At 65.2% G+C, this 14,686-nt stretch carries 15 protein-coding genes; 10 read left to right on the top strand and 5 right to left on the bottom strand.

Annotation, left to right across the window (positions count from 1 at the left end; all coding sequences use genetic code 11):
- Positions 1-25: 25 nt before the first annotated feature.
- From FMZ75_RS07595 to FMZ75_RS07570, 6 genes are all read left to right on the top strand, one after another.
- Positions 26-1,267, top strand: a complete 1,242-nt coding sequence (locus FMZ75_RS07595; protein ID WP_024880662.1) for an aminotransferase class I/II-fold pyridoxal phosphate-dependent enzyme — start codon at positions 26-28, stop codon at positions 1,265-1,267.
- Positions 1,268-1,402: 135 nt separating this feature from the next.
- Positions 1,403-2,596 (top strand): hypothetical protein, encoded by a 1,194-nt coding sequence (locus FMZ75_RS07590; protein ID WP_166141908.1) that lies wholly within the window; start codon positions 1,403-1,405, stop codon positions 2,594-2,596.
- Positions 2,593-3,588 (top strand): fatty acid desaturase, encoded by a 996-nt coding sequence (locus tag FMZ75_RS07585; protein WP_166141906.1) that lies wholly within the window; start codon positions 2,593-2,595, stop codon positions 3,586-3,588. Before FMZ75_RS07590 ends, FMZ75_RS07585 begins: the two co-directional genes overlap by 4 nt.
- An 8-nt stretch (positions 3,589-3,596) precedes the next feature.
- Positions 3,597-4,241: a sterol desaturase family protein gene (locus FMZ75_RS07580; protein WP_166141905.1), complete on the top strand. Its 645-nt coding sequence runs from the start codon at positions 3,597-3,599 to the stop codon at positions 4,239-4,241.
- Between the two features lie 113 nt (positions 4,242-4,354).
- A complete protein-coding gene (locus FMZ75_RS07575; protein WP_166141904.1) occupies positions 4,355-5,947 on the top strand; it encodes an ATP-binding protein in 1,593 nt (530 codons plus the stop codon).
- Between the two features lie 42 nt (positions 5,948-5,989).
- Positions 5,990-7,000 carry a sensor histidine kinase gene (locus tag FMZ75_RS07570; RefSeq protein ID WP_166141903.1) on the top strand — a complete coding sequence of 337 codons (1,011 nt, stop codon included), beginning with the start codon at positions 5,990-5,992 and terminating at the stop codon, positions 6,998-7,000.
- Positions 7,001-7,009: 9 nt separating this feature from the next.
- On the opposite strand, the gene FMZ75_RS07565 is transcribed toward FMZ75_RS07570, so the two are convergent.
- Together FMZ75_RS07565 and leuC are read right to left on the bottom strand one after the other, a co-directional pair.
- Complete coding sequence (locus FMZ75_RS07565; protein ID WP_142861514.1) at positions 7,010-7,435, bottom strand: metallopeptidase family protein; 426 nt, start codon at positions 7,433-7,435, stop codon at positions 7,010-7,012.
- A gap of 7 nt (positions 7,436-7,442) precedes the next feature.
- Positions 7,443-8,852 (bottom strand): 3-isopropylmalate dehydratase large subunit, encoded by a 1,410-nt coding sequence (gene leuC, locus FMZ75_RS07560; protein WP_166141902.1) that lies wholly within the window; start codon positions 8,850-8,852, stop codon positions 7,443-7,445.
- 137 nt (positions 8,853-8,989) lie between these two features.
- Between leuC and FMZ75_RS07555 the strand changes: the two genes are divergently transcribed.
- Together FMZ75_RS07555 and FMZ75_RS07550 are read left to right on the top strand one after the other, a co-directional pair.
- Complete coding sequence (locus FMZ75_RS07555) at positions 8,990-10,003, top strand: small ribosomal subunit Rsm22 family protein (RefSeq protein WP_370464685.1); 1,014 nt, start codon at positions 8,990-8,992, stop codon at positions 10,001-10,003.
- 1 nt (position 10,004) lies between these two features.
- A complete protein-coding gene (locus FMZ75_RS07550; protein ID WP_166141900.1) occupies positions 10,005-10,421 on the top strand; it encodes a glyoxalase/bleomycin resistance/extradiol dioxygenase family protein in 417 nt (138 codons plus the stop codon).
- Positions 10,422-10,440: 19 nt separating this feature from the next.
- On the opposite strand, the gene FMZ75_RS07545 is transcribed toward FMZ75_RS07550, so the two are convergent.
- Both FMZ75_RS07545 and rplS read right to left on the bottom strand, forming a co-directional pair.
- Positions 10,441-10,887: a hypothetical protein gene (locus FMZ75_RS07545; protein ID WP_166141899.1), complete on the bottom strand. Its 447-nt coding sequence runs from the start codon at positions 10,885-10,887 to the stop codon at positions 10,441-10,443.
- 94 nt (positions 10,888-10,981) lie between these two features.
- The gene (gene rplS, locus FMZ75_RS07540) at positions 10,982-11,386 is read right to left on the bottom strand and encodes a 50S ribosomal protein L19 (protein ID WP_018266314.1); all 405 of its coding nucleotides are present in this window, start codon (positions 11,384-11,386) and stop codon (positions 10,982-10,984) included.
- 569 nt (positions 11,387-11,955) lie between these two features.
- Between rplS and glpE the strand changes: the two genes are divergently transcribed.
- Both glpE and trpS read left to right on the top strand, forming a co-directional pair.
- The gene (gene glpE / locus FMZ75_RS07535) at positions 11,956-12,267 is read left to right on the top strand and encodes a thiosulfate sulfurtransferase GlpE (protein ID WP_142861519.1); all 312 of its coding nucleotides are present in this window, start codon (positions 11,956-11,958) and stop codon (positions 12,265-12,267) included.
- Between the two features lie 84 nt (positions 12,268-12,351).
- Positions 12,352-13,386, top strand: a complete 1,035-nt coding sequence (gene trpS, locus FMZ75_RS07530; RefSeq protein ID WP_166141898.1) for a tryptophan--tRNA ligase — start codon at positions 12,352-12,354, stop codon at positions 13,384-13,386.
- 10 nt (positions 13,387-13,396) lie between these two features.
- On the opposite strand, the gene glcF is transcribed toward trpS, so the two are convergent.
- Entirely contained in the window at positions 13,397-14,677 is a 1,281-nt protein-coding gene (glcF, locus tag FMZ75_RS07525; protein WP_166141897.1) for a glycolate oxidase subunit GlcF, read from the bottom strand.
- Between the last annotated feature and the right edge of the window lie 9 nt (positions 14,678-14,686).

The following is a 14,686-nucleotide window of genomic DNA, read 5'->3' as shown; positions in this document are numbered from 1 at the left end:
GCAGACTCGAGGGATGACGCACTAAGTGGCGAAGCATAACAGCCTTTCGGACTACGCATCGAGACGATTTCGTTTCGCCGGCAATGCGCTCCTCCAATATCACGATCCCTTCTTCGCGCAGATCGATCGGCTTCGCGCCGATTTCGAGGCGAAGGGGACGCATTTCGTCAGCTTCGCCAATTACGATTATCTCGGCCTCGCCAATCATCCCAAGATTCTGGAGGAGGCCGATCACGAGCTGCATCGGCTCGGCGTCGGCGCGCTGGCCTCGCGCCTCGTCGGCGGCGAGCGCTCGACTCACAAGCCCTTCGAGGCCGAGATCGCCGAATTTCTCGGCATGGAGGCGGCGCTGACGCTGGTCTCCGGCTATCTCGCCAATGTGACGACCATCTCCTGGCTGCTCGGCAAGCGCGACGCTCTGTTCATCGACGAGCTCGCCCACAACAGCATCGTCGCCGGCTGCGAGGCCTCCTCGGCGGAGGTGATCAAATTCCGCCACAACGACTTCGAGCATCTGGACCATCTCCTCGCCAAGAAGCGCGAAGACTTCCGCCATGTGCTCATTGTCGTCGAGGGCATATACAGCATGGACGGCGACACCGCCGATCTGCCGCGCCTCGTGGAGCTGAAAGAGCGCCATGACGCCTGGCTGATGGTCGATGAGGCGCATTCGCTCGGCGTGCTGGGCGAGACGGGCCGCGGCCTCGCCGAGTTGCAGGGCGTCGATCCCGGCCGGCTCGATCTCGTCGTCGGCACAATGTCGAAGACGCTCGCCTCCTGCGGCGGCTTCGTCTGCGCGAAAAAGCCGGTCATCGACTGGTTCCGCTATACTCTGCCGGGCTTCGTCTATAGCGTCGGCCTGTCGCCCGTGATCCTCGCCGCCGCACGCACCGCCCTGCGGCTGATGCAGGAGGAGAGCTGGCGCGTCGGCAAGCTCGCGCGCAACGCGGAGCTCTTCCGCGACTACGCCCATGCCAATGGGCTGAGCACCGGGCCGGCGATCGGCCGCGGCGTGGTGCCGATTCTGTTCCAGGACAGCGTCGAGACCATGTGGGCCTCGCAGCATCTGCTCGGCCTCGGCTTCTATGTGCCACCGATCGTGCAGATCGGCGTGCCCAAAGACCAACCGCGTCTGCGTTTCTTCCTCTCCGCCAATCATTCCGAGGATGAGATTCGCGCCGTGCTCGACGCGCTGCGCGATCTGCCGCCGGTGGCCGCAGAGGCGCATGAATTGGTGAAAAAGGCGATGGCGGGCGCGAGCCTGTGAGGGAAATGAGGGAGTGAGCGGGGAGTAGAAAGAACGCAGGCCGCCGCTCACGACCGCCGGCTCCCCCACTCGCTCCGCTCTCCCGCGTCGATATGCCAGCTTTCGCTCGCTTCTCTAGCTCGATAGGTGTTCGCTATGGCCGGCATCGAGATTGTTCCTGTCGATAATTTTTTGCGCTTCCTGACCTTCTGCAAGCTGCCGCGTCTCATCTATAAGGGCCAGAAAGGCTTCGCGCCTTCGCTCGACGCCGAGCGCTGGAATCTCTACAGCCACAAGCTCAATCCGCATTTCAAGCATGTCGACGCGCAGGAGTTTCTGGCGCGCAAGGACGGCAAATGGGTCGGCCGCATCGGCGCGCAGGTCTATAAGCCCGAGATTCAGCCCGTCTCCACCTCGCGCTGGCAATTCGGCTCGCTCGACGCCATCGACGACATAGAGGTGGTGCGCGCGCTGACGCAGGCCGCGGAGGAATGGCTTCGCGCGCGGGGCGCGGAGACCATCGTCGGCCCCTTCTCGCCGGACATCAATGGCGAAAGCGGCATGCTGATCGACGGCTTCGAAGCGACGCCGATGTTTCTGATGCCCTGGCATCCTCCCTATCTGTCGCGGCTCGTCGAGGCGCTGGGCTATGACAAGGCGAAGGATCTGATCTCCTACCGGCATCTCTCCGCGGAGCAGGATCTCAGCAAGGAACGCCGCATCGCCGATCGCCCGGAATGGCGCAACCGCTTGAAGATTCGCCAGCTCGATCGCGATCATCTGAAGCAGGGCGAAACCGCGCTGATGTCCGATCTCTTCAACGACGCCTGGCGCGGCAATTGGGGCTATGTGCCGCTCGGCAAGGACGAGCTCGACGGCTTCGCGGACCTCATGAAATATGTGATGCCGCCGGAATTCGGCATTGTGCTCGAGTTCGACGGCGCGCCGGTCTCCTTCGCGGTCGCTCTGCCCAATCTGCACGAGATCACCGCCGACTTCGACGGCAAGCTGCTGCCCTTCAATCTGTTCAAGCTGATCTCGCGCATCCGCAAGCATAAATTCTCGACCGCGCGCCTGCTGCTGCTCGGCACGCGCAAGACGCTGCAGAACAGCGCGACGGGCGGCGCGATCCTTTTGTCGCTGATCGAGGACATGCGGCGGCGCAGCTGCGTCGACGCCAGCATCGTCGCCCTCGAGGCCGGCTGGGTGCTGGAGGACAATATGGGAATGCGCAAGCCGATCGAAATGTTCGGCGGCAAGATCGACAAGATTCACCGCGTCTATGAAAAGCGCGTGGCGGGCGCGCCGCCCGCTGCAACCGAGGCTGTGAGAGAAGAGGCGACTCCATGAATGTCATCTCGATTTCTTCGACGTCCTCCGCCGATCGCTCGCATGTCGAGCGTCGCCGCCTCATTCTCGAGGCGCATCCAGAGGTGAGGACGCTGTTCGGCAAGGACGATCTCACTTTCAAGATCACCGCGGGGATATTCGCCGGCCAGCTGCTGATCGCCGCCATTCTCGGCTGGCTCGGCCTCTCCTATTGGCCGCTGACCTTGCTGCTCGCCATTTGCGTCGGCGCATTCGCCAATCACGCGGCTTTCGTCGCTATTCACGACGCGATCCATAATTGCGTGTTCGACAACACGCTCTACAACAAGCTCACCGCCCTGCTCGCCGATCTGCCCAACGCCTTTCCGACGGCGATGGGCTTTCGCTGCTACCACATAAAGCATCACTCGCATCTGTCGGCCTATGATTACGACGCCGACATTCCGAGCCATTGGGAGGTGGAGTGGGTGGGCAACAGCACATGGCGCAAGGCGCTGTGGCTGTTCTTCTTCCCGGCGATCCAGCTGGCGCGCCTCTCGCGGCTGAAGGGCACTGTGCCGATCATGGGCCTGTGGACCTATATCAACACGGCCGTCATCCTGCTCTTCGACGTCTTCGTGCTCTGGGCCTTCGGCCCCAATGCGCTGCTCTATCTCGTGCTGTCCTTCTGGTTCTCGGTCGGCGGGCTGCATCCTCTGAGCGCGCGCTGGGTGCAGGAGCATTTCGCCTTCGGCCCCAATCAGGGCACGTTCGACTATTACGGCCCGCTCAACAAGGTCGCGCTCAACATCGGCTATCACAACGAGCATCACGACTTTCACGAGATTCCGTGGCGGCGTCTGCCGGAGCTCACCGAAATGGCGCCCGAGTTCTACAAGCCGCTCGGCGCCCATTATTCGTGGTTCGCCCTGCTCGTCACCTTTGTCTTCGACCCGCGCTATTCGCTGCAGACGCGCTCCGCCAATGTGGAGACCGCCAGCGCCGCGCAGCTCGTTCCCGTCCCGGCGGAGTAGAGTTTCCCATGACTGCCACTGAACACGAGACGCTCGACGCATCGCCGCGCCTCTTCGAGAGCGACCTTCTCGACAAATATTCGCGCGTCCATCACCTGACCCCGCCGCTCGTCTATGGGCCGATCATTCTCTGGCTCATCGCCTATGCGAGCAATTATGCGAGCGCGGGCTATACCCTCCTCGCCTTCGTCGCCGGCTATTTGGCCTGGACGCTGACCGAATATTTCGGCCATCGCTTCCTGTTCCATACGGTGTTTCCGCTGCCCTTCGGGCTCGGGCCGCGCTTCCAATTCCTCATCCACGGCGTGCATCACATCTATCCGAGCGATCCGCTGCGGCTCGTCATGCCGCCGCTGCTGTCGACGCCGATCATGCTGATCGCGCTCTCGCTCATCCGCCTCGTCTTCGGCGGCGATTTCGCCTGGCCCATGCTGGCGGGCTTCATCGCCGGCTATGTGCTCTATGACTGCGTGCATTATTGGACGCATCACGGCCAGCCCAAATCCAAGCTCGGCCATCTGGTGCGCCGGCTGCATATGCTGCACCATTTCCGTGATCCGGAGCGCGGCTTCGGCGTCCATGCGATCTGGTGGGACTATGTGTTCGGCACCAATTACGAGCAGGGCCAGACCCCGGGAAACCGGGCGGTGTGACGGGCTTATCGTCGCAGGACCTACTATGCGCCGCTTTCGGTCATAAATGAGCCGAGGCGCCGGCGCATAGGACGCATAGGCAGGCGACCGCCGCGCCTCGAGCGAGCCGAACCATGTCGAGCCTCAAAGGTCCGCCTGTGGCGAGTTCCGATCTGCCGCGCGCCGAGCATGGCCGTATCCGCGCGATCTTCGTCGCGCTCGCGCCGCGGCTCGTACGCTGGTATCGCTCCTCGCTGTCCTGGCGCCTCGCCATCGGCCTGCTCGCCGCGGCCGCGGGCGTCGTCTGGCGGCTGCTCATCGCCGGCGAGAGCGGCGGCCACACCTATGTCACTTTCTATCTCCCGGTCCTCGTCGCTTCCTTCACCGGCGGCGCGGTCTCCGGCGCGCTGACGCTGCTCATCAGCACTGCCGTCGCCGAGCTCTGGCTCGCGCCGATAGAGGGCCTCGAGGATGCGCTCGCTTTCGCCACCTTCCTCACGACCAACGGCCTCATCGTCGTCGTCGGCGAAGCCTTCCAGCGCACGCTGACCCATATCGACAACCTCGAGACGCGCCATGCGATGGAGCGGCTCGCGGCGCAGAATGCGCGGCTCGTCGAGCAGTTCGGAAATGTCGCTCTGGCGGCGCCGGGTGTTGTCTTCTCTTTCCGGCTCGATTCGGGCGGCTTCAGCTCCTGCCCCTATCTCGCCGAGAATGTGCGCACCGTCTTCGGCGTCGCGCCCGATGAGATTTCCGCCAACGCCGCGCCCATGCTGCGCCGCATCGACGGCGCCGACGCCGAACGAATGCGCGCCAGCTTCGCACGTTCGGCGGCGCAGATGACGCTGCTGCGCGAAGAATTCCGCTACGGCCATCCCACCAAGGGGACGATCTGGCTGGAGACGCAGGCGCAGCCGGTGCGCCAGGCGGACGGCTCCACCATCTGGCACGGCTATGCGCAGGATGTGACCGAGCGCAAGCGCGAGGAGGCGGCGCGGCTCGAGGCCGAGCGCGCATTGGAACAGCGCATCGTCGAGCTCGAGCGCGCCAATGAGCGGCTCGCCCGCTTCGCCTATGTCGCCTCGCATGATCTGCAGGAGCCGCTGCGCAAGATCGTGGCCTTTTCGCAAATGCTCGACGCGGCCGTCTCCGCCTCCGATCAGAAGGATATTTCCTATGCGAGCGAGGTAATGCGCGGCTCGGCGCTGCGCGCGCGCGAATTGGTGGAGGATCTGCTCGTCTATTCACGCATCGTCGACGCCCCGCTGAAGGTGCAGCGGCGCGAGCTGCGCGTCGAGATCCAATCGGCTCTGACCGACCTCTCCGAGCTGATCGAGGAATCGAAGGCCGATGTGACCCTCGATGCGCCGCGGGTCCAGTTCGAGGCGGACCCTCCGCAATTCGCGCGGCTCATGCATAATCTGGTCAGCAATGCGATCAAATTCCGCAGACAGGGGGAGACGCCGCGCATCGCCATCGCCGGCCATGTCGAGGACGGGCTGCTCCGCCTCTCCGTCTCGGACGACGGCGTCGGCTTCGAGGCGAAATATGCGAAAGCCATCTTCGAGCCGTTCAAGCGCCTGCACAGCAAATCGGATTATCCTGGCACCGGCATCGGTCTCGCCATTTGCAAGACGATCGCCGATCGCCACGGCTGGACGCTGACCGCGCGGTCGCAGCCGCTACAGGGCGCGAAATTCGAGGTGACGATGCGCTTGCCGAGCTGACGGCCGCGCCCTGGATTTACGAGATGCGACCGAGACCAGATCATGCATGAGCTTTTCGCGCTCGCCGCGCGCTGCCGCGCCCTAACCGGCTGGATGCGCTATCTCGGAGCGTCCAGCCTCACTTTGGCCGCGCTCGCGCTGCTGGCGCTGCTGCGCGACCGGCTGCCGCCCGGCGAGCTGCTCTTGTTTCTGCCCGCCGTTCTGCTGTCCGCCCTGTTTTTCGGCGGCGAGGCCGGCGGCTGGTCGGCGGCCTTCAGCGCCGCGCTCGCCGCCTTGTTCCTGTTCCAGGGAGAAGGCTTCGCCGTCTCCGACCCGGCGGAAGCGCTCGCGCTCGTGCTGTTCATCTGCGTCGCGCTCTTCGTCGTCTATGTGCTGCAAGAATTCTCGAACGCGATCGACCGGCGCGACGACGAGACCGCCGCCGCCCAGGCGCTGGCGACCAAGACCGAGCGATTGAGGCGGCTGTATCTACAAGAGATGGCGCATCGCGCGAAGAATGATCTGCAATTCGCCGGCTCCATGCTGCAGATCGAGGCGCGCGCGCTCGACGACGAAAGCGCGCGCGCCGCTCTGCTCGCGGCGGCGAGCCGCATCGCCGTGATGAGCCGCGTCTATGCGCTGCTCCAGCACGGCGACATGTCCGATGTGTCGATGAAGCCGCTCATCGGCGATCTCTGCGCCAATCTTCGGCTGGCGCTCGTCGGCGTGCGGCCGATCGCGCTGCGGACGGAGGTGGCCGATTGCGCGCTCGGCGTGGACGAAGCCCGCGCGGTCGCGCTGATCGTCAATGAGCTCGTCGGCAATGCGCTGAAATACGCCTTTCCCGAGGATCGCCCCGGAACGGTGCGCGTGCGCTTGAGCCGCGACGGCGACGATCTGACTTTGACGGTGGATGATGACGGCGTCGGGCCCGTCTCGGCCGAAGCGAAGGGCGCCGGCGTCGGGCAGAAGCTGGCGCGCTCGCTCGGCCAGCAGCTCGGCGGCTCGGTCACGATCGAGGCCCGTGGGACGGGCCTGCGCTGCGAGCTACGTTTTCCCGCGCCGACGGGGTGAGGCGGACGCTCACCCGGCCCGCAGCTCGATTTCCTCTATATCCTCGTCGGAGAGGCCGAAGTGATGGCCGATCTCATGCACCAGGACATGGGTGATGACCTCTTGCAGCGTGTCCTCGCCATCCGCCCAATAATCGAGGAGCGGACGGCGATAGAGCCAGATCATGTTCGGCGGCTCGCCGGTATGTCCCGTCGCATCGCGCTGGGCGAGACCCTGGCCGCGGAACAGCCCCAAGAGATCGAACTCGGTCTCGCATTCCATCTCCTCGAGGATTTCCTCGTCCGGGAAATCCTCGACATGGATCACGAGACCTTCGCAGAGCCGCGTGAAACGCGACGGCAGCGAGGCGAAAGCCGCATCGGCCAGAACCTCGAGGTCCTCGAGCGAAGGGGCGCGGAGCTGGGCGAGAGCGCTGTCGTCGAGAGGCGAGGCCATGCGAGACTTACCTCCAGCTGCGAACGTCCACGAAATGGCCGGCGATGGCCGCCGCCGCCGCCATGGCCGGCGACACGAGATGGGTGCGGCCCTTGAAGCCCTGGCGGCCCTCGAAATTGCGGTTCGAGGTGGAGGCGCAGCGCTCGCCCGGCGCAAGACGATCCGGATTCATCGCGAGGCACATGGAACAGCCCGGCTCGCGCCATTCGAAGCCGGCGGCGGTGAACACTTTGTCCAGCCCCTCCGCCTCGGCCTGCGCCTTCACGAGGCCGGAGCCCGGCACGACGATGGCGTTGACCTTGGCGTTGATCTGCTTGCCGGCGATGACCGCCGCGGCGGCGCGAAGATCCTCGATGCGGCCATTGGTGCAGGAGCCGATGAAGACGCGATCGATGGCGATGTCGATGGCCTTCTCGCCGCCCTCGAGCCCCATATACTCCAGCGCGCGGGCGATGGCCTGACGCTTGGCTGGATTGGCGACGCTGTCCGGCGTCGGCACCAGGCCGGTGATCGGCATCACATCCTCGGGCGAGGTGCCCCAGGTGAGGGTCGGCGGCAGAGCGGCGGCGTCGAGCACGATCACGCGGTCGTAATGCGCGCCCTCGTCGGAGCGCAGCGTCTCCCAATAGCGGACGGCGGCGTCGAAGGCCTCGCCCTGCGGAGCCTTGGGCCGGCCGCGGAGATATTCATAGGTCTTCTCGTCCGGCGCGACGAGGCCGGCGCGGGCGCCGCCTTCGATCGACATATTGCAGACGGTCATGCGGCCCTCGATCGAGAGATCGCGGATCGCCTCGCCCGCATATTCGATCACATGGCCGGTGCCGCCGGCGGTGCCGATCTCGCCGATGATGGCGAGAATAATGTCCTTGGCGGTCGCGCCCTCGGCCAGCTTGCCGTCGACGCGCACCAGCATATTGGCGGCCTTTTTCTGGATCAGCGTCTGCGTCGCCAGAACATGCTCGACCTCCGAGGTGCCGATGCCATGGGCGAGCGCGCCGAAGGCGCCATGGGTGGAGGTGTGGCTGTCGCCGCAGACGATCGTCGTGCCGGGCAAAGTGAAGCCCTGCTCCGGGCCGACGATATGGACGACGCCCTGACGCGAATCATGCTCATTGTAATATTCGACGCCGAATTCCGCGGCGTTGATGGCGAGCTGCTCGACCTGGGCCTTGCTCTCGGGATCGGTGATCGGCAGAGAGCGGTCGGTCGTCGGCACATTATGGTCGACGACGGCCAGGGTCTTGCCCGGCGCGCGGACCTTGCGGCCGGAGGTGCGCAGCCCCTCGAAGGCCTGCGGGCTCGTCACCTCATGAATCAAATGGCGATCGATGTAGATGAGGGACGCGCCGTCCTCCTGCTCGTGAACCACATGATCCTCCCAGATCTTGTCGTAGAGCGTGCGCGGGCGTCCTGCCATTTGTCTCGTTCCTGCTCCGAGCCGTAAAAAGAACCGTAATTCGGCCTCGACCGAACCGGGTAGGCTGTTCTACTCGCAACATGGGCGGCTTGAAAGCATGTAATCTCGCCGTCGCCCCAGCGGGAGGTCCCTTCGACGTGACGCGAATATCGACGGCGCCGCCACAGGAGCTGACGGCGGCGCTGGAGCGCCTGCTGGACGAGCGCTCGCGCCGGGCTCTGGCGGAGCGGGCGGCGCGCATTTCCGCCCTCTATCGCACCGGCGGAACGACGGCGCAGGCGATCCTCTGCGAGGACGACGCTCTCGCCTACGCCCTCTACCGGCTTCCGGCGACCTATGCGGCGACCATCCATGTTCTCGGCCGGCTGGCCGAACGGGCGCCGGATTTCTCGCCGCGGCGCATGCTGGATCTCGGCGCGGGGCTCGGGACCGCGAGCCTCGCCGCACGCGTGCTCTGGCCGCAGATCGACGAGCAAATCGACGAGAATGTGCTGCTCGACCGCAGCGAGCCCTTTCTCGCGCTCGCCCGCCGGCTCGCCGGCGAATCGCTGGCGCAGGCGCGAATCGTCGCCGGCGATCTGACCGCGCCGCCCGATCTCGGCGCGCCATTCGATCTCGTCGTCACCAGCTATGCGCTGACCGAGATCGCGGAAAGCGGCCTCGACCGCGCCGTGGACGCCGCCTGGGCGAATTGCGCCGGCGCTCTGATTCTCGTCGAGCCCGGCACGCCGCGCGATCATGCGCGGCTGATGCGGATGCGGGCGCGGCTCGTCACCGCGGGCGCACGCGTCTCCCTGCCCTGCCCGCATTCGGCCCCCTGCCCGCTGCAGCCGCCGGACTGGTGCCATTTCTCGGTGCGGCTCGCCCGCTCGCGCGACCATAAGCTGCTCAAAGGCGCCGACGCGCCCTTCGAGGACGAGAAATTCGCCTATCTGGTCGCCACGCGGCCGGAAGCCTCTATTGCGCCGGCCCCGGCTCGGATGCTGGCGCGGCCGGAGGTCCTAAAGCATGGATTAAGGATAAAGCTTTGCTCTGTGGCGGGAATCGAAGAAGTTACGGTGGCGAAGCGCGATAAAGCGGCTTACGCGCCTATAAAAAAGAAAGACTGGGGCGACGAGATCGTCCCTGGGGAAACACCGGCGAGGGAATGACATGCAGCGCCCGAGGGTCGCGCCCTATCTCACCGTCTCGCCGGCCGCCGGCGCGATCGCTTTCTACAGCGCCGCTTTCGGCGCGCAGCAAAGGGCGCTGATGCCTTCCGTCGACGGAATGCGCATCGCCCATTGCGAGCTTGCCATCAATGGCGGCTCGGTGATGCTCGCCGACGTCTTTCCAGAATTGGGCCACGCCCGCATGCCGCTGCCCGGCGAGCAGGTCACCGCCTCGGTGAGCTTGGAATACGACAAAGCGCATGAGGTGGACGAGATCGTCACCCGCGCGACCCAGCTCGGCGCCAAGGTCGAGACGCAGCCGACCAATACTTTCTGGGGCACGCGCTACGCCGCGCTGCGCGATCCCTTCGGCCACAGATGGATATTGAACGCGCCGCTCGATTCCTCGGGCGGCTGAGCTTCAGCGAGCGCCGCCGTCACGGCTCGACGAAGAAAGACCGTCGCATCGACGTCCAGGTTTCGAGCGCCAGCTCGATCTCCGACGGCGATTCGCAACAAAATTGGGCGAGCGGCGAGGCGTCGCCGACCAGAATGGACGGCACCACAGCCACGCGCGCCGGCAGCACGGCGCCGGCCACGCTGGCGGCGATGACGAAAGCCTGATCGAAAGGCCGCGCGGCCTCAATCGCCCGCGCCAGCGGCTCCGCGCCCTCGCCGGCGTCATGGAGCCCGGCGAATTTGCCGGCGAGGCCCAGCCCTTCCGCCACGGCGGCGAGGTCCTGCGTCCCCGCGGCGAAGGCGATATGGATCCAGCCCTTGGCGGCCAGCGCCTCCAACGTCTCCGCCGCGCCCTCCACGAGCCGCCAATCCGGCGCGCGACGCGCGACGACGCCCTCGAAATCCCAGAACAGGATTTTGCTCATCGATTTCTCTCGCATAGAAACGATGAAGCGATCCTGCGGCCTGCCGCCGGATCGCTCCGCCAAACTCGCAATGTCGGGAAAGGCTCCGGGAGCCTTACTCGGCCGCGGGGGCCGGCTTGTCCTTGGCCTTCGCCTTATTGTCGATGCGCTCGGCGATGCGGGCGGATTTGCCGCGACGGTCGCGCAGATAATAGAGCTTGGCGCGGCGGACCTTGCCGCGGCGGACCAGCTTGATCGAGTCGACGAGCGGCGAATGGAGGGGAAACACGCGCTCCACGCCCTCGCCATAGGAAATCTTGCGGACGGTGAAGGCCTCGTTGAGGCCGCCGCCCTGACGGGAGATCACCACGCCCTCATAGGCCTGGATGCGGGAGCGGTCGCCTTCCTTCACCTTCACATTGACGATGACGGTGTCGCCGGGGCGGAATTCCGGGATCGACTTGCCTTCGAGAAGGCGGGCCGATTGCTCGGCGTCGAGTTGCTCGATGATAGAGGGCATGAAAAAAACTCCTGCCGTTTCGCCTTGCGCCGAATGGCGTGGCGAGCGTTTCGGGACGCTGTTTTGATTTGGACGCGCCGCAATACACGAGGCGGCGCCGATTGTCGAGAGCATGAGAGACCACGTCCGCCCTCTCCTCGATGGGACAGCCGGACGGGGTGATGTTCGGGGCGCTCGGCCTCCCCCTCGAGGGCTATCGGATCACACATAGCGAAACTCTGCAGCCGTCCTGGCCGGGCTTGTCCCGGCCATCCACGCCAACGAGCTGAGAAACCGTAGGAAAGCGCCCGCCGACGACAGTTTCCTCCCGTGGCGGGCCGCCTACCGGAGCTTCGGCGTCACGCCAAACTTTCACGGCGCCTCGGCGTCCTGGCGTGGATGGCCGGGACGAGCCCGGCCAAGACGCCGCGGGGGCGAGAAGGATGTGTGCCTTCGATAGCTCCTCGAAGAGGAGGTAAAACGCCTCTTCCATCAGTTCTTCTCGTTCGGCCGACGCACGGTTGGCCCCGTCTTCGCATGGCGCGGCCGGAGCGGCGCCGAGGGCGCCTGTAGAAACGCGAGACCGAACAATGGCGCAAGACTTTCGCAGGATCGACGTCGCCGCCGCGCGCGACGTGATGAGCCGCGGCGAGACGCTCGTCCTCGACGTGCGCGACCCGCAATCCTTCGCGCGCGGCCACATAGAGGGCGCGGAGAACGCCTCCCAGGACGATATGAACTATTATCTCTTCGAGACGCCGAAGGACAAGCCGGTCATCGTCTGCTGCTATCACGGCAATTCCAGCCAGTCCTACGCCCGCATCTTCGCCGATATGGGCTTTGCCGAGGTCTATAGCCTCGACGGCGGCTATGAGGCCTGGGCGGCGGCCGAGCGGGCCTGAGGCGGGATAGTTGCGCTCGGGTTCTTGCGCTCGGGCGCCCGCATTGCCATAAGGGCCGCCGGCCTCAACCACTCGGCGCTCCTCATGACCAGCTTTCCGCAGCGCGTCTTCTCCGGCGTGCAGTCCACCGGCAATCTGCATCTCGGCAATTATCTCGGCGCGATCGTCAAATTCGTCGAGCTGCAGCAGAGCTTCGACTGCCTCTATTGCGTCGTGGATCTGCACGCCATCACCGTGCCGCAGGACCCGATCGCGCTGCGCAACAACACGCGCGAGATCGCCGCGGCCTTCATCGCCTGCGGCATCGATCCGAAGAAGAACATCGTTTTCAATCAGAGCCAGGTGGCCGAGCACGCCGAACTGGCGTGGGTGCTCAATTGCGTCGCCCGCATCGGCTGGCTGAACCGCATGACGCAGTTCAAGGACAAGGCCGGCAAGGATCGCGAGAACGCCTCCATGGGCCTGCTCGACTATCCGGTGCTGATGGCCGCCGATATTCTGCTCTATCGCGCCACCCATGTGCCGGTCGGCGAGGATCAGAAGCAGCATTTGGAGCTCGCCCGCGACATTGCGCAGAAGTTCAACAACGACTTCGCCGAATCGATCGCGCGCAACGGCTTCAACGACGCTTTCTTCCCGCTGCCGGAGCCGCTGATCTCCGGCCCGGCGACGCGCGTGATGAGCCTGCGCGACGGCACGAAGAAAATGTCGAAATCGGACGCGTCCGACTATTCGCGCATAAATCTCTCCGACGACGCCGATCAGATCGCGCAGAAGGTGCGCAAGGCCAAGACCGACCCGGACGCCCTGCCGTCGGAAGAAAAGGGCCTCGAGGGACGGCCGGAGGCGGATAATCTCGTCGGCATTTTTGCGGCGCTGTCGCAGCGCACGAAAGCCGATGTGCTCGGCGAATTCGGCGGCTCCAATTTCTCGACTTTCAAAGTCGCCCTCGTAGACCTCGCCGTGGCGAAGCTCTCGCCGATCACCGCCGAGATGCGCAAGCTGATGGCGGACGCAGCCTATATCGACGATGTGCTGCGCGACGGCTCCGCGCGGGCGCGGGAACTGGCGCGCACGAATATGGATGCGGTGAAGGATATCGTCGGCTTTCTGCGCTGACCGATCGGCTTTAGGCGAGCGGCTTCGGGCCGCCGCTCGCCCAGTCCAGCAATTGCACCGTATGGACAATGGGAATCGCCGTCCCTTGCCCGATATGAATCATGCAGCCGAGATTGCCGGCGGCGATGGCCCTCGGCGCGACCAATTCGATATTGGCCACTTTGCGCTCGCGCAGCGCGCTCGCCAACTCGCCCTGCAGGAGATTGTAAGTTCCCGCCGAGCCGCAGCAAATATGGCTCTCTGGAACGGGAACGACGTCGAAGCCGGCGCGGCGCAGCAAATCCATCGGCAGATCGGCGATCTTCTGCCCATGCTGCAATGAGCAGGCGGAATGATAAGCGACGCGCAGACGTCCGACATCGACCGATGACGCGAAATCGAGCGCGGCGATCACCTCTGTCACGTCGCGCGCCATTGCGGCGATGCGCGCGGCCTTTTCGGCCAGCGCGGGGTCATCGCGGAACATATGGCCATAATCCTTGACCGTCGTTCCGCAACCGGATATGTCGATGACGATATGATCGAGCCCGCCGCGCTCGATCTCGCGCATCCAGGCCTCGATATTGCGGCGCGCGAGCGCGTGTGAGTCCGCGCTCTTGCCGAGATGATGCGGCAGCGCGCCGCAACAGCCGGCGCCTTCCGCCACCACTATTTCCGCGCCGAGCCGCGTCAGCAGACGCGCGGTCGCCTCATGAATTTTCGCGTCGAGCACGGTCTGCGCACAGCCGCTCAGCAGCGCGACGCGCATTTTGCGCGCGCCCTGCGCAGCGACGATTTGCGAGCGATCGATCGGCGAAGGCGCGGGCAAATGCGCCGGCGCCATTGCGATCATGTCTCGCAGGCGTCGCGGCAGCAGGCCGGCGAGTGGACGCGCCAACGCCGCGGCGCGCAAGGACCGGCGGAACAGCGCCGGCCGCGTCAGCACGAATGCGAGCGTCGCGCGCAGCATGCGATCGAGGAGCGGACGCCGATAGGTCTTCTCAATATGCGCGCGCGCATGATCGACGAGATGCATGTAATGCACGCTCGACGGGCATGTGGTCATGCAGGAGAGGCAGGAGAGGCAGCGGTCGACATGGCGCACGGTCCGCTCGTCGGCGGCGCGGCCGTTCTCCAGCATCTCCTTCATGAGATAGATGCGCCCACGCGGCGAATCGAGCTCGTCGCCGGTGAGCAGATAGGTCGGGCATGTCGCCGTGCAGAAGCCGCAATGGACGCAGGCGCGCAGGATTTTCTCCGACTGCGACATGTCGGAATCGGCGAGCAGCTCGGGGGAGAAATGCGTCAGCATCGCTTAACT

It is taken from the genome of Methylosinus sp. RM1 (genome assembly GCF_011378635.1).
In the GTDB taxonomy this organism is placed as follows: domain Bacteria; phylum Pseudomonadota; class Alphaproteobacteria; order Rhizobiales; family Beijerinckiaceae; genus Methylosinus; species Methylosinus sporium.
This window is presented reverse-complemented; position numbering and strand designations above follow the sequence as displayed.